The organism is Nocardia sputorum (assembly GCF_027924405.1).
Lineage (GTDB): Bacteria > Actinomycetota > Actinomycetes > Mycobacteriales > Mycobacteriaceae > Nocardia > Nocardia sputorum.
In genome coordinates this window covers 159,777-177,987 of sequence record NZ_AP026978.1, presented here as the reverse complement: position 1 = coordinate 177,987, position 18,211 = coordinate 159,777, and the positions used below count along the sequence as shown (strand labels likewise).

Annotated in this window: 20 protein-coding genes; 11 read left to right on the top strand and 9 right to left on the bottom strand. The window is 68.5% G+C overall.

The window, feature by feature from the left end; all coding sequences use genetic code 11:
• Positions 1 to 38: 38 nt before the first annotated feature.
• On the bottom strand, positions 39 to 956 hold the full coding sequence (locus QMG86_RS00875) for an AraC family transcriptional regulator (RefSeq protein WP_281877083.1): 918 nt from the start codon (positions 954 to 956) through the stop codon (positions 39 to 41).
• Positions 957 to 1,052: 96 nt separating this feature from the next.
• Here QMG86_RS00875 and QMG86_RS00870 point away from each other — a divergent pair, with 96 nt between their 5' ends.
• Positions 1,053 to 2,108, top strand: a complete 1,056-nt coding sequence (locus QMG86_RS00870) for a saccharopine dehydrogenase NADP-binding domain-containing protein (protein ID WP_281877082.1) — start codon at positions 1,053 to 1,055, stop codon at positions 2,106 to 2,108.
• A 29-nt stretch (positions 2,109 to 2,137) separates the two neighbouring features.
• Positions 2,138 to 2,548 (top strand): cupin domain-containing protein, encoded by a 411-nt coding sequence (locus QMG86_RS00865; RefSeq protein ID WP_281877081.1) that lies wholly within the window; start codon positions 2,138 to 2,140, stop codon positions 2,546 to 2,548.
• 6 nt (positions 2,549 to 2,554) lie between these two features.
• Here the strand turns inward: QMG86_RS00865 and QMG86_RS00860 are convergent, their stop codons facing one another.
• From QMG86_RS00860 to QMG86_RS00850, 3 genes are all read right to left on the bottom strand, one after another.
• Positions 2,555 to 3,373: an MBL fold metallo-hydrolase gene (locus tag QMG86_RS00860; RefSeq protein WP_281877080.1), complete on the bottom strand. Its 819-nt coding sequence runs from the start codon at positions 3,371 to 3,373 to the stop codon at positions 2,555 to 2,557.
• 169 nt (positions 3,374 to 3,542) lie between these two features.
• The gene (locus tag QMG86_RS00855; protein ID WP_281877079.1) at positions 3,543 to 3,875 is read right to left on the bottom strand and encodes a hypothetical protein; all 333 of its coding nucleotides are present in this window, start codon (positions 3,873 to 3,875) and stop codon (positions 3,543 to 3,545) included.
• The gene (locus QMG86_RS00850; RefSeq protein ID WP_195088489.1) at positions 3,875 to 5,071 is read right to left on the bottom strand and encodes a 3-ketosteroid-9-alpha-monooxygenase, oxygenase component; all 1,197 of its coding nucleotides are present in this window, start codon (positions 5,069 to 5,071) and stop codon (positions 3,875 to 3,877) included. The genes QMG86_RS00855 and QMG86_RS00850 overlap by 1 nt, the downstream gene beginning before the upstream one ends.
• A 198-nt stretch (positions 5,072 to 5,269) precedes the next feature.
• On the opposite strand from QMG86_RS00850, the gene hsaA reads away from it, so the two are divergent.
• From hsaA to QMG86_RS00820, 6 genes are read left to right on the top strand one after another with little or no spacing between them, the layout of a single operon-like run.
• The gene (gene hsaA / locus QMG86_RS00845; protein WP_281877078.1) at positions 5,270 to 6,433 is read left to right on the top strand and encodes a 3-hydroxy-9,10-secoandrosta-1,3,5(10)-triene-9,17-dione monooxygenase oxygenase subunit; all 1,164 of its coding nucleotides are present in this window, start codon (positions 5,270 to 5,272) and stop codon (positions 6,431 to 6,433) included.
• A gap of 9 nt (positions 6,434 to 6,442) precedes the next feature.
• A complete protein-coding gene (gene hsaD, locus QMG86_RS00840) occupies positions 6,443 to 7,321 on the top strand; it encodes a 4,5:9,10-diseco-3-hydroxy-5,9,17-trioxoandrosta-1(10),2-diene-4-oate hydrolase (RefSeq protein ID WP_281877076.1) in 879 nt (292 codons plus the stop codon).
• On the top strand, positions 7,321 to 8,226 hold the full coding sequence (gene hsaC, locus QMG86_RS00835) for an iron-dependent extradiol dioxygenase HsaC (protein ID WP_281877075.1): 906 nt from the start codon (positions 7,321 to 7,323) through the stop codon (positions 8,224 to 8,226). The genes hsaD and hsaC overlap by 1 nt, the downstream gene beginning before the upstream one ends.
• Positions 8,227 to 8,246: 20 nt before the next feature.
• A complete protein-coding gene (hsaB, locus tag QMG86_RS00830) occupies positions 8,247 to 8,819 on the top strand; it encodes a 3-hydroxy-9,10-secoandrosta-1,3,5(10)-triene-9,17-dione monooxygenase reductase subunit (protein WP_281877074.1) in 573 nt (190 codons plus the stop codon).
• A gap of 52 nt (positions 8,820 to 8,871) precedes the next feature.
• Positions 8,872 to 9,147: a type II toxin-antitoxin system Phd/YefM family antitoxin gene (locus tag QMG86_RS00825; protein WP_281877072.1), complete on the top strand. Its 276-nt coding sequence runs from the start codon at positions 8,872 to 8,874 to the stop codon at positions 9,145 to 9,147.
• Complete coding sequence (locus QMG86_RS00820) at positions 9,144 to 9,548, top strand: type II toxin-antitoxin system VapC family toxin (protein WP_281877071.1); 405 nt, start codon at positions 9,144 to 9,146, stop codon at positions 9,546 to 9,548. The genes QMG86_RS00825 and QMG86_RS00820 overlap by 4 nt, the downstream gene beginning before the upstream one ends.
• Positions 9,549 to 9,637: 89 nt before the next feature.
• Here QMG86_RS00820 and QMG86_RS00815 read toward each other — a convergent pair whose 3' ends face one another.
• Positions 9,638 to 10,495, bottom strand: a complete 858-nt coding sequence (locus QMG86_RS00815) for a 3-hydroxyacyl-CoA dehydrogenase (protein WP_281877069.1) — start codon at positions 10,493 to 10,495, stop codon at positions 9,638 to 9,640.
• 104 nt (positions 10,496 to 10,599) lie between these two features.
• Between QMG86_RS00815 and QMG86_RS00810 the strand changes: the two genes are divergently transcribed.
• The 3 genes from QMG86_RS00810 to QMG86_RS00800 all read left to right on the top strand — a co-directional run bounded on the left by QMG86_RS00810 (position 10,600) and on the right by QMG86_RS00800 (position 13,575).
• Positions 10,600 to 11,325 carry a YdeI/OmpD-associated family protein gene (locus QMG86_RS00810; protein WP_281877067.1) on the top strand — a complete coding sequence of 242 codons (726 nt, stop codon included), beginning with the start codon at positions 10,600 to 10,602 and terminating at the stop codon, positions 11,323 to 11,325.
• Positions 11,326 to 11,382: 57 nt separating this feature from the next.
• A complete protein-coding gene (locus QMG86_RS00805; protein ID WP_281877066.1) occupies positions 11,383 to 12,258 on the top strand; it encodes an ATP-grasp domain-containing protein in 876 nt (291 codons plus the stop codon).
• Between the two features lie 177 nt (positions 12,259 to 12,435).
• Entirely contained in the window at positions 12,436 to 13,575 is a 1,140-nt protein-coding gene (locus QMG86_RS00800) for a baeRF10 domain-containing protein (protein WP_281877065.1), read from the top strand.
• Between the two features lie 149 nt (positions 13,576 to 13,724).
• Here the strand turns inward: QMG86_RS00800 and dmpG are convergent, their stop codons facing one another.
• The 4 genes from dmpG to QMG86_RS00780 are packed head-to-tail and all read right to left on the bottom strand — an operon-like array spanning position 13,725 to position 18,109.
• Complete coding sequence (gene dmpG / locus QMG86_RS00795) at positions 13,725 to 14,762, bottom strand: 4-hydroxy-2-oxovalerate aldolase (RefSeq protein ID WP_195088505.1); 1,038 nt, start codon at positions 14,760 to 14,762, stop codon at positions 13,725 to 13,727.
• 12 nt (positions 14,763 to 14,774) lie between these two features.
• Complete coding sequence (locus QMG86_RS00790; RefSeq protein ID WP_281877064.1) at positions 14,775 to 15,686, bottom strand: acetaldehyde dehydrogenase (acetylating); 912 nt, start codon at positions 15,684 to 15,686, stop codon at positions 14,775 to 14,777.
• Positions 15,687 to 15,696: 10 nt separating this feature from the next.
• The gene (locus QMG86_RS00785) at positions 15,697 to 16,482 is read right to left on the bottom strand and encodes a 2-keto-4-pentenoate hydratase (protein ID WP_281877063.1); all 786 of its coding nucleotides are present in this window, start codon (positions 16,480 to 16,482) and stop codon (positions 15,697 to 15,699) included.
• A 1-nt stretch (position 16,483) separates the two neighbouring features.
• Positions 16,484 to 18,109 (bottom strand): FAD-binding protein, encoded by a 1,626-nt coding sequence (locus QMG86_RS00780; protein WP_281877061.1) that lies wholly within the window; start codon positions 18,107 to 18,109, stop codon positions 16,484 to 16,486.
• Positions 18,110 to 18,211: the final 102 nt, after the last annotated feature.

Here is an 18,211-nt window from a genome sequence, read left to right as displayed (position 1 = left end):
TCGCGCCATGCGCACCGAACGGGTGGTCCGGCGCCGGTTCACACCGCGACCAGGGGCGGACTTTCGGCCGCACGGCGGTACTGCCCTGGGGCCAGGCCGTATTCGCGTTTGAACGCTTTGGCGAAAGCGAACTCCGAGGCGTAACCGACGCGGCGGGCCACGGCGCCGAGGCCGGCGTCGGTGTCGCGCAGCAGGCGGGCGGCGGTCAGCATGCGCCAGCGGGTCACGTAGGCCAGGGGCGGTTCGCCGACCGTCGCGAGGAAGCGGCGGGCGAGAGTCGCGCGGGAGACGCCCGCGATGTCGCCGAGCTCGGCGACCGTCCACGCACGCGCGGGTTCCTCGTGCACGGCGCGTAGCACCGCCGCGACCGCGGGATCGGCGAAAGCGCCTGCCCAGCCCGACGATCGCGCGTCGGCTTGCTCGTCGAACCAGGCGCGCAGGATGAACAACAGCAACGTCTCGAGGATCGCGGGCACGGCCGCGTCGCTGCCCGGGCGCGGCTCGGCGATCTCCGCGGCCAGCAGGTCGACGGCGCCGCGCAGCGCGGGATGACGCCCCGGGCGCGCGGGCAGATGAATGAACTCGGGCAGCTCGTCGAGGATCGGGTGACTGCGACCGCGGCCGAGTTCGTAAGCGCCGCAGAGCAAGGCGGTGCGAACGCCGGGGCCCGTGACCTCCCTGGGCTCGCCGGGCAGCGCGGTCTCGGTGACCGGGCTGTCCAGGCTGTCGACCAGATCGTGGTCGGCCCCGCGCGGCATGAACAGCACGTCCCCGACGCCGAGCGCCATGGGTTCGCCGTCCGGCGGCACCACCCAGCAAGAGCCTTGGAGGACCACGTGGAACCCGGCGCCCGGAACCACGGGATACCGCCGACCCCACGGGGCGTGCCGGATGAACAGGCCGGAGGTGGGGCTGCCGGTGCGGATCGCCGCGATGGCCTCGCTCAGAATGTCCACCCGTTCACCGTAGCACTCTATTGATGAGCGTTTGAGACAAAGTATCGAGCTTCGTAGGCATTGGCCGACTCACCTGCAAACAATAGATTTCTTCTCATGACATCCAGCGAAGACACCCGCACCATCGCCGTCTACGGCGCCACCGGACACACCGGCGGCTACCTGCTCGCCGAACTGCGCCGCCGCGGCCTCACCCCGATCCTGGTGGGCCGCGACGCCGATCGCATCCGTGCCGCCGCCGGCGCCGTCGACCTGCCCGACGCCGGCATACGGGTAGCCGAGCTGTCCGACCACGCGGCCCTCGTCACCGCGTTCACTGGCGCGGAGGTGGTGATCAGCAGCTTGCCCGCCTATGTCGAGCACGGCGCGGCGGTACTCGCCGCGGCGATCGACGCCGGTGCCCACTACACCGACATGTCCGGCGAGCAACTGTTCCTGAAACGGGTCTTCGACGAGTTCGGACCGCGCGCCGCGGCGGCGGGCGTCACCCTCGTCTCCGGCGTCACCGACAGTAATGTCCCCGGTGACCTGCTCGCTCACCTCGCCACGCGCCGCGTGACCGGTCCGGCCGAGGTGGTGCTGAGCCACCTGAGCAAGAGCGGCGGCAACGGTTCCAAAGGTAGTGCGAAGACGGTCTTCGCGAGCCTGGACTGGTTCCGCGGCGGCGGCTGGCACTACGCCGACGGCGAACTGCGCACGGGCGCGGGCGCGGAGGCACGACACGACAAGATGACCTTCCCCGGCAACACCGAGCCGACCACCGTCGCGAAGTTTCCGCAGCCCCCGGTGCTGACCATCCCCCGTCACTCGAACGTCTCGTACGTCGAAGGCGTCCTCGCCACGTCGATTCTCGACACGCTCAGCGGGTTCACCGCCGCACTCATCGACACACTGCCCGACGCGCCCAGCGCGGACCTGCGCTACGACCTCGTGGTGGACGCGTTCGGCGCGGACGGACGGCACGCCCGCGGCGTGCTCAGCGGCGTCGACTCCTACCGCGATTCCGCGCTGATGGCCGTGGCGACGGCTGTCCGGCTGGCCGAGAACGCCGCCGCACCGGGCGCGCTCGCCCCCGCCGAAGCGTTCGACCCCGCCGATTTCCTCGACGCGCTCGCGCCGTTCGGCATCACCTGGCGGATCGAGGAGAACTGAGCGGTGCGTCGATCGGGCATAGTCGAACGATGACCGACACTCGTCCGCCGCTCGCCGTCGCACTCGATCTCGCGCCGCACCCGGAGGGCGGATGGTATCGCGAAACCTGGCGCAGCCCGGTGCGATTCACGCCGGAGGGCTACCCGGGCCGGCGCGCCGCGGCGACGGCGATCCATTTCCTGCTGTTGCCGGGCGAGCGGTCCGCGCCGCACACGGTGCGCTCCGACGAGCTGTGGCTCTGGCACCGCGGCGGGCCGCTCGCGCTCGACATCGGCGGCGAAGTGGTGACCCTGGGCCCCGACGTGGAGCGCGGTCAGCTGCTCCAAGCCGTGGTGCCCGGCGGCGTCAGCCAGTCGGCGCGACCTGCGGGCGCGGAATACGTGCTGGTCAGCTGCATCGTCGCACCGGGTTTCGACTTCGCCGACTTCCGGCTGGACTGACCGGGTTCAGCGCACCGGCACGGCGGCGAACTGGGCGAGCTCGTGCGGATCGTGCGCGCAGAACATCCGCACCCGGTCGCCGTGATCGGCGTGCAGCGTGCGCAGGCGCTCCAGATTCTCCACCCGGGCGCGCCCCAGCGTGCTCGCGAGCACCTCGAAGACACCCAGGCCGACCGGCGGACGAGCCCTCCCCTCCGCCAGCTGCCGGTGGTGGAAGTAGGCGTCACCGCAGTGCAACAACCATCCGTCGCTCTGCCGGACCGCGACGCCGCTGTGCCCGCGGGTGTGCCCGACCAGCGGGATCAGCATGATGTCCTCGAGCACCGGGACGGCGGTGAAACCGAACCAGGTGTCCGCGCCGGTCTCGTGGGCCAGCCAGCGAGGCCCGTGCTCCCACTGGCGCGGCTGGTAGCGCAGCTTCTCGCCGATGGTGGGGCGCTGGGTCGCCGCGTCGAGTTCGTCGGCGAAGACGTGCACCGTGGCGTCGGGGAAGTCCGACAGCCCGCCGGCGTGATCGAGGTCGAGATGGGTGAGCACGATGTGCCGGACGTCCTCGCGCCGGTAGCCGAGCCCGCGGATCTGGTGCAGCGCGGTGAGTTCCGGACGCAACCGGGGACGCAGCAGCCGCGCGCTGCCTGCCCCCAGCCTGCCGCGGTCGAGCACGTCGGCCATGCCGAAACCGGTGTCCACCAGCACCAGTCCGTCATCGGACTCGATGAGCAGGCAATGCCCGACCAGCCCACCGGTCAGCAGCCCACCGCTGCCGAGCAGCGCGCGCCCGCCGACCGGGCACATGGTCGCGCAGTCCAGATGCCGCACCAGCATCGCGGAAACTCCCTCCTGCGGCGCCGGTTCGGACGGTATCCGTTCCGGCACGAAGGTCCTTTTTGTTCCCGTCAACGTAGCCGGAGCACGGCTCGGGCGCGACAGCGCGGTCACCGCCGCGGCGATCGGCGGGCAACCCGATCGGCGCCCGCCGCCCCGCGCAGCTGGATCACTCGGGGATTTCGAGCACGCCCTCGTCCACGGCCCAGGCGATGGTGCGCTCGAGATTCGGACAGGAGTCGGGGCGGCCAGGCCCGTGGCCGCGCGCACTCAGTTCGGCGAAGACCGGGCAGCGCTCGGCCGGATCGCCGGTCCACTGCACCGAGGTCTGGTGCGTGCTGCTCTTGCGCACCAAGACCTGGCTCCGGCAGGCCTGACACCGCAGCGGGGTCAGGCCGTCCTCCAGGTAGCGCTGTTTGTCGACCACCGTCTGGGCGCGCACTTCGGCTCGCCGAGCGGGCTGGTCGGCGAAATCGGGTGCCTTCGCCCAGGTGGCCGCCATCAGACGCCGGCCTCGGCTTCCTCGGACTCGCGCTTGCGCCGCAGGTTCTCCGCGACCTCCGCCTCCCACGCCTCGTTGGCCTTGGTGGTGTCCACCTCGAACTCGAAGCGCTGGGTCATCTTCTCGGTGACGTCGGCCAGGTCGACGTAGAACTGTTCGTACCAGCGGCGCAGCTGGTAGACCGGCCCGTCCTCCTCGCACAGCAGCGGGTTCTCGACCTTGGACTTGTGCTTCCAGATCTCGACGTCCTGCAGGAAGCCGACGCTGATGCCCTCGGTCATCTTCTCCGCCAGCTTGGTCGCCATCTCGCCCTCGACGCCCTTCGGCTTCTCCAGCGTGATACCCCATTGCAGGACGAAGGAGTCCTGGGTGACCGGGTAGTGGCAGTTGATCAGGACGCTCTTGACCTCGTAACCGCTGTAGATGTTGATCAACGGGTTGATCATGTACGAGGGGCCGAAGTACGAGGCCTCGGACTTGAGCAGCGTGTCACCGCCGTACTTGGAGGCCATGCCGATGTCCGGCCTGCCCTTGGTCTCCAGGAACTGGGTGGCGATGTGCCCCTCGAAGACGTTCTTGAAGTACGTCGGGAAGGCGAAATGGATGTAGAAGAAGTGGGCCATGTCGACCACGTTGTCGATGATCTCGCGGCAGTTGGCGCCCTCGATCAGCATCGAGTTCCAGGTCCAGTCGGTCCACCCGCTGTCGAGCTGCTCACTGGGGTTGCCGTCGGCGTCGGTGTAAGGGCCCTTGATGTGCGGGATGGTGACCTCGGGCGGCGGCTGGCTGCCCTCGTGGTCGTGCCAGACGAACAACTGACCGTTGCGCTCCAGCGTGGTCCACTTCCTGGTGCGCGCCAGCGGCGGCACCCGGCGCGCGTACGGAATCGCGGTGCACTTGCCGTTGGTGCCCGACCAGCGCCAGTCGTGGAACGGACAGGCGATGTCGTCGCCCTTGACCTCGCCCATGCTCAGGTCGCCGCCCATGTGCCTGCAGTACGCGTCCAGCACCCGCAGTTCACCGTTGCTGTCGGCCCAGACGACGAGCTTGGTGCCGAAGACGTTCACCGCGTGCGGCTTGCCGTCCCGGAACGTCTTGGCCAGACCCAGGCAATGCCATCCCCGCGCATAGCGAGTCGGTGCGGCGCCGACATCCAGCTCCCGGACCTTCGCACCGCCCTGTGGCGTAACTGCCATCGCGTTTCCTCCTCCATCTGTACTAGAACACGTTACAAAACTGGCGCTCTGGACGCCAGCGATTCCCCTCACTTCCTGCATGAGCGCATGTCCGGGCAGGGGTGGACACCGGTTCTCGACAGAAATAGGAACCTGTTCTAGTCTCAGAGGCAAATGAGATTTCGGACATCAACCGACCAGGCAGGAGCAGGTCCCGAGATGACGCAAGAAGTGACCGAACGGGTCGAAGCGCTGTTGCCGACGTTGCGCGAACGCGCACAGGAGGCCGAGGACCTGCGGCGCATCCCCGACGAAAGCATGAAGGCGTTGCAGGAGACCGGCTTCTTCCGGCTGCTCCAGCCCAAGCAGTGGGGCGGTCACGCCGCCGATCCGGTGGTCTTCTACGACACCGTGCGCAAGATCGCCAGCGCCTGCGGATCCACCGGCTGGGTGGCCGGCATTGTGGGCGTGCACAACTGGCACCTGGCGCTGTTCGCGCAGCAGGCGCAGGAAGACGTCTGGGGCGAGGACACCGAAGTGCGGATCTCCTCCTCCTACGCGCCGATGGGCGCGGGCACGGTCGTCGACGGCGGTTACCTCGTCAACGGCGCGTGGGCCTGGTCGTCCGGCTGCGATCACGCCACCTGGGCGGTCCTCGGCGGCCCGGTGATCAAGGACGGCAAGCCGGTCGACTTCGGCAGCTTCCTCATCCCGCGCGACGACTACCGCATCGACGACGTGTGGAACGTGGTCGGCCTGCGCGGCACCGGCTCCAACACGGTCGTGGTGAAAGACGTCTTCGTGCCGTCGCACCGGTTCCTCAGCTTCCGCGCCATGAGCGAACTGAAATCGCCCGGTCTGGAACAGAACACCGATCCGGTCTACAAAATGCCCTGGGGCACCATCCATCCCACCACGATCTCCACCCCGATCGTCGGCATGGCCTACGGCGCCTACGCGGCGCACGTCGAGCACCAGGGCAAGCGGGTACGCGCGGCCTACGCAGGCGAGAAGGCCAAGGAGGACCCGTTCGCCAAAGTGCGCATCGCGGAGGCCGCCAGCGACATCGACGCCGCGTGGCGGCAGCTGTCGGGCAACGTCGCCGACGAATACGCGCTGCTGGTGGCGGGCCAGGAGATCCCGTTCGACCTGCGCGTGCGGGCCCGCCGCGACCAGGTGCGCGCGACCGGCCGCTCGATCGCCGCGATCGACAAGCTGTTCGAGAGTTCCGGCGCCACCGCGCTGGCCAACGGCACGCCGCTGCAACGCTTCTGGCGCGACGCGCACGCGGGCCGGGTGCACGCGGCCAACGACCCCGAGCGCGCCTACCTGATGTATGGCACGCACGAGTTCGGCCTCCCCGTCACCGACGGCATGGTGTAGGGGGTGCCCGTGACCTCGACCGCGGAACTCACCGCCGAATCGACCTCGCGCTACGCGCAGGTGCGACCCGACCTGCGACTGCACTACCACGAGGCGGGCGTCGGCAACGGGCCGACGATCGTCCTGCTGCACGGCGGCGGGCCGGGCGCGTCCTCATGGTCGAACTTCGCGCGCAATATCCCGGTGCTGGCCGAGCACTTCCACGTACTGGCGGTGGATCAGCCCGGCTACGGCCGCTCGGACAAGCCCACCGAGCATCCGCAGTACTTCGTGCACAGCGCCTCGGCGCTGAAGGACCTGCTCGACCACCTGGAGATCACCTCCCGGGTGCACCTGCTGGGCAACTCGCTCGGCGGCGGCGCGGCCGTCCGGTTCGCGCTGGACTACCCGGATCGCGCCGGGAAGCTGATCCTGATGGGTCCGGGCGGACTGAGCACCAACCTGTTCGCGCCCGACCCGACCGAGGGCGTGAAACTGCTCTCCAAGTTCAACTACGAGCCGACCAGGGAGAACCTGGAGGCGTTCCTGCGCATCATGGTCTTCGACCAGTCGCTGGTCACCGACGAGCTGATCGACGAGCGGTTCGCCTCCGCGAGCACGCCCGAGGCGCTGGCCGCCACCCGGGCGATGGGCAAGTCGTTCGCGAGCGCGGACTTCGAGAAGGGCATGCTCTGGCGCGACGCCTACAAGCTGCGGCAGCCGGTGCTGCTGATCTGGGGCCGCGAGGACCGGGTCAACCCGCTCGACGGCGCACTGGTGGCGACCAAGCTGATCCCGCGCGCGCAGTTGCACGTCTTCGGCGGGTGTGGACACTGGGCACAGCTGGAGAAGTTCCACGAATTCAACCGGCTCGCGATCGATTTCCTCGCGGGCGTCAAGGAGAAGTGATGGGCATCCGATCACTGGGATATCTGCGTATCGAGGCGACCGACATGGCCGCCTGGCGGGAGTACGGGCTCAAAGTCCTCGGCATGGTCGAGGGAAAGGGCACCGATCCGGAAGCGCTGTATTTGCGCATGGACGAGTTCCCGGCCCGGCTCGTGATCGTCCCCGGCGAAAAGGACCGGCTGCAGATCTCGGGCTGGGAAACCGCCAACGCCGAAGAGCTGCAAGACATCCGCAACCGGTTGGACGCGGCGGGCGTGCCCTTCAAGGAGGGCACTGCCGCCGAACTGGCCGATCGCCGGGTGTACGAGCTGATCCGGTTCGACGACCCCTCCGGCAATACGCTCGAAGCGTTCCACGGTGTGGCGCTGGAGCATCGCCGGGTGGTCAGCCCGTACGGGCACAAGTTCGTCACCGAGGAGCAAGGGCTCGGGCACGTGGTGCTCTCCACCAAGGACGACAAGGCGGCGCTGGAGTTCTACCGCGACGTGCTCGGCTTCCGGCTGCGCGACTCGATGCGGCTGCCACCGCAGATGGTCGGCCGCCCCGCCGATGGCGAGCCCGCCTGGCTGCGATTCTTCGGCTGCAATCCGCGCCACCATTCGCTGGCGTTCCTGCCCATGCCGACGCCCAGCGGCATCGTGCACCTGATGATCGAGGTGGAGAACGCCGACGACGTGGGGCTCGCCCTGGATCGCGCGCTGCGCAAGAAGGTCAAGATGTCGGCGACGCTGGGACGGCACGTCAACGACAAGATGCTCTCCTTCTACATGAAGACGCCGGGCGGGTTCGACGTCGAATTCGGCTGTGAAGGACTGGAAGTCGACGACCACGACTGGATCGCGCGGGAATCCACCGCGGTGAGCCTGTGGGGGCACGACTTCACCGTCGGACAGCGGCAGCAGTGACCGAGAGGGCGAGCGAAACGATGACCGCGGACGGATCCGAGATCGATCCACGGCAGTTCCGGAACGTGCTGGGGCAGTTCTGCACCGGCATCACCGTGATCACCACCTTCGACGGTGACGGGGCGCCGATCGGCTTCGCCTGCCAGTCCTTCGCCGCCCTCTCCCTCGAACCGCCGCTGGTGCTGTTCTGCCCCACCAAGGCGTCCCGGTCCTGGGCGGCGATCGAGAAATCCGGGCGCTTCTGCGTGAACGTCCTCGCCGAACAGCAGCGCGAACTGTGCGCCCGCTTCGGCTCCCGCGAACCCGACAAGTTCGCCGGCGCCGCCTGGCACACCTCCGACCAGGAACTCCCGGTGCTGGACGAAGCGCTGGCCACCATCCAGTGCAAGGTCGAGACCGTCGTCGACGGCGGCGACCACTACATCGTCATCGGCCGCGTCCAAGCCCTCTCCGAGACGACCACCACCGGCCGCCCCCTGCTGTTCTACCGGGGCCAGTACACCGCCATCGAACCGGAGAAGACCACCCCGGCCCCGTGGCGCGCCGACCTGGAGCACTTCCTCACGACGACGACGTTGGACACCTGGTTGTAGGGGTGCGAGCAGCGCCGTAGCTCCGCGCGCTACAGCGGGCTACAATGACGTCATGAAGGTGATCACGCAGCGCGAGTTCCGCAACCACTCAGCGGCGGTCATGGATGCGGTCGAGGCCGGTGAGACCTTCCGCGTAACCCGAAACGGGGTCGAAGTCGCCGAAGTGCGGCCGGTCAGCCGAAAGCGCCGCCTGACGACGGAAGAACTCGTTGAACGGCATCGCAAACTCCCGCGTGTCGACTTCGCCCGCATGCGGCAAGAGGCCGACGAATTCTTCGGAACGGAAGATCGAGTCGGGGACGACGATGCGTGGGGATCGCGTTCATGACCGAGCGGCATGCATCAGGCGTATTGGACACTTGCGCCTACATCGACCTGGGCACGCTGGATCCCGCTTGTTTGCCGGAGTCGTGTGAGATAACGGCGATCACGTTAGCCGAATTGCACCAAGGCGTCGCCATGGCGAAAGACACCGTCACCCGAGCCGCACGATCCGAGCAACTCGGTGCCGCCATTGTGGATTTCGATCCGTTGCCCTTCGACGAGGACGCCGCGACACGCTACGGCACCCTGGTAGCACTCACCCTGGCGGCGAAACGCGACCCGCGGCCCCGCCGGATGGATTTGCTCATCGCGGCAATCGCGTCAGCACGTGGGCTACCGCTGTACACCCGCAACAGCGCGGATTTCCGCGAGCTGGAAAGCATGCTCGAGATCATCGCGGTGTAGCGCATGAAGTGCTCGACCTCGATCAGCCGCCCTTTGCTCGACGAGTGGTGTATGAGCGCGGCGAAACCCGGACTCACCGGGCTCGCCGGTCAGTACTTGTAGAAACCTTCGCCGGTGGCGATGCCGAGCTTGCCCTTATCGATGTAGTTCTCTTTCAACCACTGGGCAAGCCGTTGGGAGTCCTCGTCCTCGTTGTGGACGAGGATGTTGTACGGCGTGGTCAGGCCGATGATGTCGAGGATGCGGAAGGGGCCGGCCGGTGCGCCGGTGCCGATCTGCCAGGTCTTGTCCACCGCTTCGGGATCGGCGTAGCCGCCCGCCGCCAGGCTCATGCCCGCGTTGAGCAACGGCACCAGCAGCGAGTTCAGGACGTAACCGGCCTTCTCCTTGTGGATTTCGATCGGCACCATGCCGATCTCGGCGGCGAAGTCGACCACGGCCTGGTACACCGCCGGGTCGGTGTCGGTGGTACCCATGATCTCGGCCGTGTTGAAGTGCCACACCTGATTCGCGAAGTGCAGCGCGAGGAACCGGTCCGGGCGGCCGGTGAAGTCTTTCATGGCGCTGGGCAGCAGGGTGGAGGAGTTGGTGGCGAAGATCGTGCGCTCCGGTGCGACCCGGCCGAGTTCCTCGTAGGTTTGCCGCTTGATGCTCAGCACCTCGGGAATGGCCTCGATGACCAGGTCCGCGTCCTGCACCGCTCCAGCCAGATCAGAACTCAGCGCGATGCCTGCCGCCGTTCGTTCCGCCTTGCCGTCCCCGCCACCGGGTACCTGCTCGCGGTAGACCGCCGCGAGCTTGTCGATTCGCTCCTCGGCGGCGGCCAGCGCATTGTCGTCGATGTCGTAGGCCGTCACCTCGAAACCGTGAAAGGCAGTCTGGAAGGCGATCTGCGACCCGAGCACCCCGGTGCCGAGGACGGTCACCTTGCGAATATCGATGGTCATTCGTTTCTCCTCTCGACTGTTGCGAAGAAGCCCGCGACGATTCGGGGCGACCTGCGCCGCCAACAGCATCAACGTACCCTCGGCGTGATCGGAGATCGCTCCCCGTGACGCGTTCGAAGCCGTTTCCCCAGCCCCTGGACACGTTCCACTTCGCCTCGCTGATACCGAGCAGCGGTGGGCGGCCGTCCTCGGCGAAGTGCTCAGTTGATGAGCACTTTGGGGCGGAGGATGAGGTGAGAAAAAGGCATCGCATCTCGGGAGGCACCGTGGGTCAGTTCGAGGAAACAGGAATCCTCACATGCGCCGACGTCGCGCAGTGGGAGGAGTGGCTCGCCGCCAATCACGACCACGCGGCCGACGTGTGGTTGAAGATCGCGAAGAAGGGGGCGGCCGGCAGGACGATCAGCAACGGTGAGGCGCTCGACGGCGCACTCTGCTTCGGGTGGATCGACAGCCACCGCCGCGGTCTCGACGCCGACCACTACCTGCAGCGGTACTCGCCGCGCCGGCCGGAGAGTCCGTGGTCGCAGATCAACGTCGGCAAAGCCGAAGCGCTGATCGCGGCGGGCCGCATGCGTACCCCGGGCTTCGCGGCCATCGCCGCCGCCCGCTCCGACGGCCGCTGGCAAGCCGCCTACGCGCCTCAGCGCACCGCCGCCTGTCCCGACGATTTGACCGCTGCCCTCAGCGAAAATCCCTGCGCACGAGATACTTTCGATCAGCTCGACCGCACCGCGCGGTATGCGCTGTTGCTGCGACTGATGAAATCGCGGAAGCCTGCCGAGCGCGCCACCCAACTGCGCCGGATCGTCGCGGAGTTGAGCGGATAACAGTGGTGCGTGGAAATCGGTTGGGAATCGCGCGGCCGTGCCGCGAGGATATGGGCTGTGCTGCTGCTTGTTCCGGCCGATGTGCTTCGCCCCCAGCGTGTCGACGAGCATTTCGCCGCGGAGGCGGATGCGGCGCGCGACGCCGGGCTGGAAGTCGCGGTGGTCGATCACGACGCGCTGACCCGCACCGGCGGCGCGGACGGGGCCGTTCGCCGCGTTCGCGCGGGCGGCGTGGCCGTCTACCGCGGCTGGATGCTGCGTAGTGATCAGTACGCCGCGTTCGACCGCAGCTTGCGGCAGCGGGGCGTCACGCTGCGCACCGACGCGGAGCAGTACCGGCGCGCTCACGAGTTGCCCGGCTGGTATCCCGCACTCGCCGAGATGACTCCGCGATCGGTGTGGACCACCGGAAAAGATCGCGCCGCATTCGATCACGCACGGCGGGAACTGGGGACGGGCGCCGCCGTCCTGCGCGACTACACGAAGTCGATGAAGCACTACTGGCACGAAGCGGCGTTCATCCCGGACGTCGCGGATGCGGATGCGGCCTGGCGCGTGGCGAGCAGATTCCACGAACTTCGCGGCGACGACCTGACCGGTGGGTTCGTCCTGCGCCGCTTCGAGCGCTTCCGGTCGCCCGAAGTCCGCACCTGGTGGGTGGAGGGCAAGTGCCGGTTGGTCGGACCGCACCCGGACACTCCGGACGAACTGCCCGACTGCGAATTCGATCCGGCTCCGGTCGAGCATGCCATCGCCGCACTCGGCCTCCCCTTCGTCACGGCCGACTTCGTGCTGCGCGAGGACCGGGTCTGGCGCCTGGTCGAGCTCGGTGACGGCCAGGTCAGCGACCGCCCCCGCACGATCCCGGCCGAGGAGCTGATCACCGCGCTCCGCGCTGGTCGACGCCCACCCCCTACCGGCCCGGCCGGGTGAACACGCGACCCGGCACTGGACCTGGCAGGTCGAGGCGCGTCCGCCAGGACAGGGAGAACAATCAGGTCGAGCGAGTCGTCCGGGCGGACGGAGGTTCTGCCGCGCCCAGCTCGACACCGTGGTGTACGAAGCGCCGCAGACCGAGGCCCGCGCGAACCACGGTGGAAGCGAGGAGCGATGATCACAGCCGAGACGATCGGACGGATACGCCGGATGCACGGTGACGGCATTCCCGTCGTATCGATGTACGCGCACGTTCCGGTGGATCCGGGCGAGCGCTCCGGGCTGGTGAGCCGGGTGAACAGCATGGCCGACGAGGTCAACCCGGTGGTGAAGGACAAGTCGTCGGACCACGAAGCCAGGCTGTCGGTCCGCGACGACCTGGAACGGATGCGCGAAACCGTCCGGTCGGACATCTGGCAGCCAGGCGCGGTCGCGATGTTCGCCTGTGGCGGCAAGAACATGTTCGAAGCGGTGCAGCTCCCGCACGCCGTCCACGACCGCGTCGTGGTGGACGCGGTGGCCTGGACCCGGCCGCTGCTGGCCGTGCTCGAGGAATACGCCCGCTGCTGCGTGGCGGTGGTGGACCGGGCGACCGCGGCGGTGTGGGAGCTGTTCGCCGACGAGATCGCGGAGGCGCGCCAGATCCGGGATCCCTCACTGCGCGACCCCAACTACGCGGCGAACCGTCTCGAGAACAGGGTGCACCACAGGGCGGACGAGTTGCTCAAGAAGCACTACCGGCACACCGCGGCCGAAATGGCCGAAATGTTCGCCGGCGACGACTACGACCTGCTCGCCGTGGGCGGCCATCGCGACGAGATACCGCACTTCGTGGACACCCTGCCGCGCGAACTCCGGGAGCGTGTCGCGGGCACGTTCACCATCGACACCGGCTCGGCGACGGTCGGTGAGGTGAAGCAGAACGCGACCGAGATCGTGGCGCATTACGAGCGGGAGGTCGATGTCCGCCGGGTGGGCGAGGTGCTGGAGCGGATCGCCACCGGCAACCCGGCCGTCGTCGACGTCGCGAACTGTCTGCGGGCCGCCACCGCGAAGGCGGTGGACACACTGCTGATCCAGGACGGCGCGATGGTCCACGGGGTGGTCTGCGACAGCTGCGGTTGGCTGGGCCTGTCCGGGGACGAGTGCCCGGTGTCGGGCGACCGGCCCCGGCCGACCGAGGACATCCTGGACGAACTCGCCCAGAGCGTCATCGACGAGAGCGGCTCCGTCCGGCACGTCAAGGCCGACACCGAACTGAAGGAACACCTGGCCGCGGCGCTACTGCGCTTCCCCCTCCCGTCATTGCCGTAGACGCGGAGTTGTGCACAACTGTCCACAGCCGCGCCTGTGTGCGCCCACACCGCGACCCCGCCGATCGGCCGCAGCGATGCTTCTCCGCGGCCACGGGCGGACGGTCGAGACCCGGCCGGAGCCCGCCCTCGACCGGGCGCGCCCACCCGTCAGGCGGAGACGGTCGCCTTCTCCCGCTGCAGTTCCAGCGCGATGTCGATGAGCTGGTCTTCCTGGCCGCCGACGAGCTTGCGCTTGCCGGCGCGGACCAGCATCTCGGCCGCCGAGACGCCGTAGCGCTCTGCCTGTCGTTCGGCGTGCTTGAGGAAGCTGGAGTAGACGCCCGCGTAGCCCATCATCAGGGCCTGGCGGTCGAGCAGGCATTCCTGCGGCATCGCGGGACGGACGACGTCTTCGGCGGCGTCGGCGATGGCGAAGAAATCGATGCCCGTCCGCACACCCAGCTTGTCGCACACCCCGACCAGCGCCTCGACGGGGGTGTTGCCCGCACCCGCGCCGAAACGCCGTGCGCTGCCATCGATCTGAGTGGCGCCCGCGCGGATGGCGTAGACGGAGTTGGCGACGGCCAGGTCGAGGTTCTCGTGCCCGTGGAAGCCCACCTGCGCGTCGTCGCCGAGTTCGGCCACCAGCGCCGCGACCCGGTCGGAGACCTGTTCCAGCACGAGCGCGCCGGCGGAGTCGACGATGTAGACGCACTGGCAGCCCGCGTCCGCCATGATGCGCGCCTGCTTGGCCAGCACCTCCGGCGGCTGGGTGTGCGACATCATCAGGAACCCGACCGTCTCCAGCCCGAGTTCCCTGGCGAGACCGAAGTGCTGGATCGACACGTCGGCCTCGGTGCAGTGCGTCGCGATGCGGCAGATCGACGCACCGTTGTCCTGCGAGATCTTGATGTCTTCCTTCACCCCGACGCCGGGCAGCATCAGCACGGCGATCTTCGCCCGCTTGGCCGTCTCGGCCGCGATGGTGACCAGTTCCTGCTCCGGCGTCTTGGAGAAGCCGTAGTTGAACGACGAGCCGCCGAGGCCGTCGCCGTGGGTCACCTCGATCACCGGCACGCCCGCGCCGTCGAGCGCGGCCACGATGTCGCGCACCTCGGTGGCGGTGAACTGGTGACGCTTGTGGTGCGACCCGTCGCGCAGCGAGGTGTCGGTGACGCGGATGTCGAGTTCTGCTGAGTAGGCCATGTCGAAAGCTCCTTACACCCGGGCCGTGACGATCTGTTCGGCGATGACCTCGCCGACCTGCGTCGCGGCGGCGGTCATGATGTCGAGGTTGCCCGCGTACGGGGGCAGGAAGTCACCCGCGCCCTCCACCTCGACGAACACCGACACCTTGGCCATGCCGCCGGAGACCACCGAGGGCTCGTCGAACTGCGGCTCGTTGAGCAGCCGGTAGCCGGGGACGTATTGCTGGATGTCGGCGACCATCCGGTGGATGGAGTCGGCGATCGCGCCGGTGTCGGCGTCGTCGGGGATGGCGCAGAAGATGGTGTCGCGCATGATCATCGGCGGCTCGGCCGGGTTCAGGATGATGATGGCCTTGCCGCGCTGCGCTCCGCCGATGGTCTCCACACCCCGGCTGGTGGTCTTGGTGAACTCGTCGATGTTCGCTCGCGTGCCGGGGCCCGCGGACACCGAGGACACCGACGCGACGATCTCCGCGTACGGCACCGGGACGACCCGCGAGACCGCGGCGACGATCGGGATCGTCGCTTGACCGCCGCAGGTGATCATGTTGACGTTCGGCGCGTCGATATTCGCGCCCAGGTTCACCGGCGGCACGACGGCGGGGCCGACGGCGGCGGGGGTGAGGTCGACGGCGCGGATGCCCGCTTCGGCGTAGCGCGGGGCAGCGGCGCGGTGCACGTACGCCGAGGTCGCCTCGAAGATCAGATCGGGCAGTTCGGATTGCGCGAGCAGCCAGTCCACGCCCTCGTGCGAGGTTTCCAGCCCCAGCCCGCGCGCCCGCTTCAGGCCCTCGCTGTCCGGGTCGATCCCGATCATCCAGCGCGGCTGGATCTTCTTCGAGCGCAGCAGTTTGTAGAGCAGATCGGTACTGATGTTGCCGGACCCGACGATCGCGGCGGTGACGGTCCCGTTCTCGGACACGACAGCCTCCCTAGGTGAATTGCAGACGGACAGAGCCGAGTCCGGCGAACTCGGCGTGGAACTCATCGCCCGGACGGGCGTCGATGGCGCGGGTGCAGGAGCCGGGCAGCACGATGTCACCGGCCTTCAACCGGACCCCGAAGCTCGCCACCTTGCGCGCCAGCCAGGCCACCGCGATCACCGGATCGCCCAGCACCGCGTCGCTGCGGCCTTCGGCGACCACCTCGCCGTTGCGGGTGAGCACCGCGTCGATGGCCTTGATGTCGATGTCCTTCGGCGCGACGCGCTGGGCGCCGAGCACGAAGCCGGCGGAGGACGCGTTGTCGGAGATGGTGTCGGCCAAGCCGATGTTCCAGTCCTTGATCCGCGAGTCGATCAGTTCGATCGCTGGCGCGAACGCGACGGTGGCCGCGAGCACGTCTTCTTCGGTGCATTCCGCGCCGGGGAGGTCGGCGCCGAGCACGAACCCGACCTCCACCTCCACCCGGGGGAACAGGTAGCGGCCCGCTTCGACCGGAACGTCTTCGTAGACTTCCATTTCCGCGAGCAGGTGCCCGTAGTCGGGTTCGTCCACGCCCATCATCTGCTGCATGGCCTTCGAGGACAGGCCCACTTTGTGCCCGACCACGCGCGCGCCCGCGTCGAGCCTGCGCCGGATGTTGATCAGCTGGATCTCGTAGGCGTCGACCACGTCGATGTCCGGGTGGCGGGCGATCAGCGGATCGATCGCCACCCGTTCACGCTCCGCGCGCTCGAGTTCGTCGGCCAGTTCGGTTCGTACCGCGTCGGACAGCACGCTATTTCCCTTCCACAGTTGCTTTTTCCAGCGCCGAGACCTGCTCGCCCGCGGCGGACCGGCCTGCCCTGCGGCCGGAGAAGACGCAGTCGGCCAGCGACAGCCCGCTGACGTAGGACTTGGAGCAGACACCGATCGCGGTGCGCCCGGCGGCGAAGAGCCCGGGGATGTCGCGACCCTCGGCGGTCTTGACCGCGCCGGTGCGCTCGTCCACGACGACGCCGCCGAGGGTGAGCATGGGGCACGGGTTGGTCAGGCTCGGTTTGATGCCCACATCCAACAGCCAGAACGGGCCGGTGCGCACCGCTTTGGTGAACTCGGCGGGCTTGCCGACCGGATCGGGGGCGCCGGTCTCGATCGCGGTGTTGTGCGCGTCGACCGTCGCGCGCAGACCGGCCGGGTCGATGCCCGCCTTGGCGGCGGCTTCCTCCAGCGTCGCGCCGCGAACGGCGGTGCGCCGCATCGTCTCGAACTGCCCGCGCTGGAACCAGGCGCCCTGTTTGCCGATCTGCCCGATGGCGGTGCGCATCAGCGGCTCGTCGGCCAGCAGCCAGCCCTTGCCGCCGTGTTCGGTGATCAGCTTGTTGCCGACCGCGGCGCCGTAGCGCGTCTCGTCGATCACCCGGCGACCTTCGGCGTCCACCAGCAGCGCCCCGGTGAACGCGCTGGGCGGGAGCAGGAAGCGCCACGCGGAGACGTTGTCCATGTGGTCCACCGCCGCGCCGACCTGCTGCGCCATCAGGATGCCGCTGCCGTCGTCGGCGGTGGTGCCGAGCGCGAGACCACCGTGGAACTCAGGCGCGTATTGCCGCACCATGTCGCGATTGGCGATGAAGCCGCCCGCGCCGAGCACCACCCCGCGCCGGGCGAGAACGCGAATCGTGCTGCCGTAGCGGCGTTCCAGCGCGTCCAGCCGCTGTTCCAGCGCCCGCCGCAGCGGCGGATAGTAGATGCCGGGCTTGGCCGCGACCTTGGCCATGCGGGTGTAGCGGTCCCGGACCCGGCCGGGCGCGTCGCGCAGCGTGTGGCATTCGACGCCGATCACCGCGCCCGCACCGTCGGTGAGCAGCCGGGTGACCCGGGTGAGGGTCTCCACGCGCACGCCCGCCCTGGACGCGGCCGCGGCGAGCGGCCCGGTGAGTTTCTTTCCCGACGTCCCTCTGCCCTTCACTCGATGCCCGCGCTGGGCGGCCGGGATGTCGCGGAACGCGCCGGAGATCTCGCTGCCGGAGTAGTACAGGTAGTAGCGGTCGTTGGGGTAGGAGGTCTTGTACGGGCACAGCGAGGCTTCGAAGGGGACTCCGTGTGCCTTCAGCCACTCGATCAGTTCCGGGCTCTCGTCGACGAACCGGCGCAGCGTCTCGGGGGCGACCGCGTCGCCGACCTCCCGCTCGAGATAGGCGTACATGGCCTCAGGGGTGTCTTCGACTCCCGCCTCGCGCTGCACCGACGTGCCGCCGCCCGCGTAGATGATCCCGCCGGACAGCGCCGACGTCCCGCCTCCGGCGAAGCGTTCGAGCACGAGCACCTGCGCGCCCGCCGCGGTCGCTTCCAGCGCGGCCGCCGCACCCGCGGCGCCGTATCCGACCACGACAACGTCGGTGGCCAGGTCCCATTCGAGGCCCATGTTCTTAACTCCGGTCTGAAACTGAAACAAGTTTCCTCGACAAACAGAACGTCGAGCAAGTCTTCTGCCACACAACATAGACCAATGGCGCGTCCATTCTAT

Coding starts and splice junctions, on each gene's coding strand:
- hsaC (WP_281877075.1), top strand. CDS start 7,321: ATGGGCATCCGATCACTGGGATATCTGCGTATCGAGGCGACCGACATG.
- QMG86_RS00860 (WP_281877080.1), bottom strand. CDS start 3,373: ATGCTGGTGCGGCATCTGGACTGCGCGACCATGTGCCCGGTCGGCGGG.
- QMG86_RS00815 (WP_281877069.1), bottom strand. CDS start 10,495: ATGACCATCGATATTCGCAAGGTGACCGTCCTCGGCACCGGGGTGCTC.
- hsaB (WP_281877074.1), top strand. CDS start 8,247: ATGACCGCGGACGGATCCGAGATCGATCCACGGCAGTTCCGGAACGTG.
- QMG86_RS00820 (WP_281877071.1), top strand. CDS start 9,144: ATGACCGAGCGGCATGCATCAGGCGTATTGGACACTTGCGCCTACATC.
- QMG86_RS00850 (WP_195088489.1), bottom strand. CDS start 5,071: ATGGCAGTTACGCCACAGGGCGGTGCGAAGGTCCGGGAGCTGGATGTC.
- QMG86_RS00800 (WP_281877065.1), top strand. CDS start 12,436: ATGATCACAGCCGAGACGATCGGACGGATACGCCGGATGCACGGTGAC.
- QMG86_RS00825 (WP_281877072.1), top strand. CDS start 8,872: ATGAAGGTGATCACGCAGCGCGAGTTCCGCAACCACTCAGCGGCGGTC.
- dmpG (WP_195088505.1), bottom strand. CDS start 14,762: ATGGCCTACTCAGCAGAACTCGACATCCGCGTCACCGACACCTCGCTG.
- QMG86_RS00855 (WP_281877079.1), bottom strand. CDS start 3,875: ATGGCGGCCACCTGGGCGAAGGCACCCGATTTCGCCGACCAGCCCGCT.
- QMG86_RS00870 (WP_281877082.1), top strand. CDS start 1,053: ATGACATCCAGCGAAGACACCCGCACCATCGCCGTCTACGGCGCCACC.
- QMG86_RS00865 (WP_281877081.1), top strand. CDS start 2,138: ATGACCGACACTCGTCCGCCGCTCGCCGTCGCACTCGATCTCGCGCCG.
- hsaA (WP_281877078.1), top strand. CDS start 5,270: ATGACGCAAGAAGTGACCGAACGGGTCGAAGCGCTGTTGCCGACGTTG.
- QMG86_RS00780 (WP_281877061.1), bottom strand. CDS start 18,109: ATGGGCCTCGAATGGGACCTGGCCACCGACGTTGTCGTGGTCGGATAC.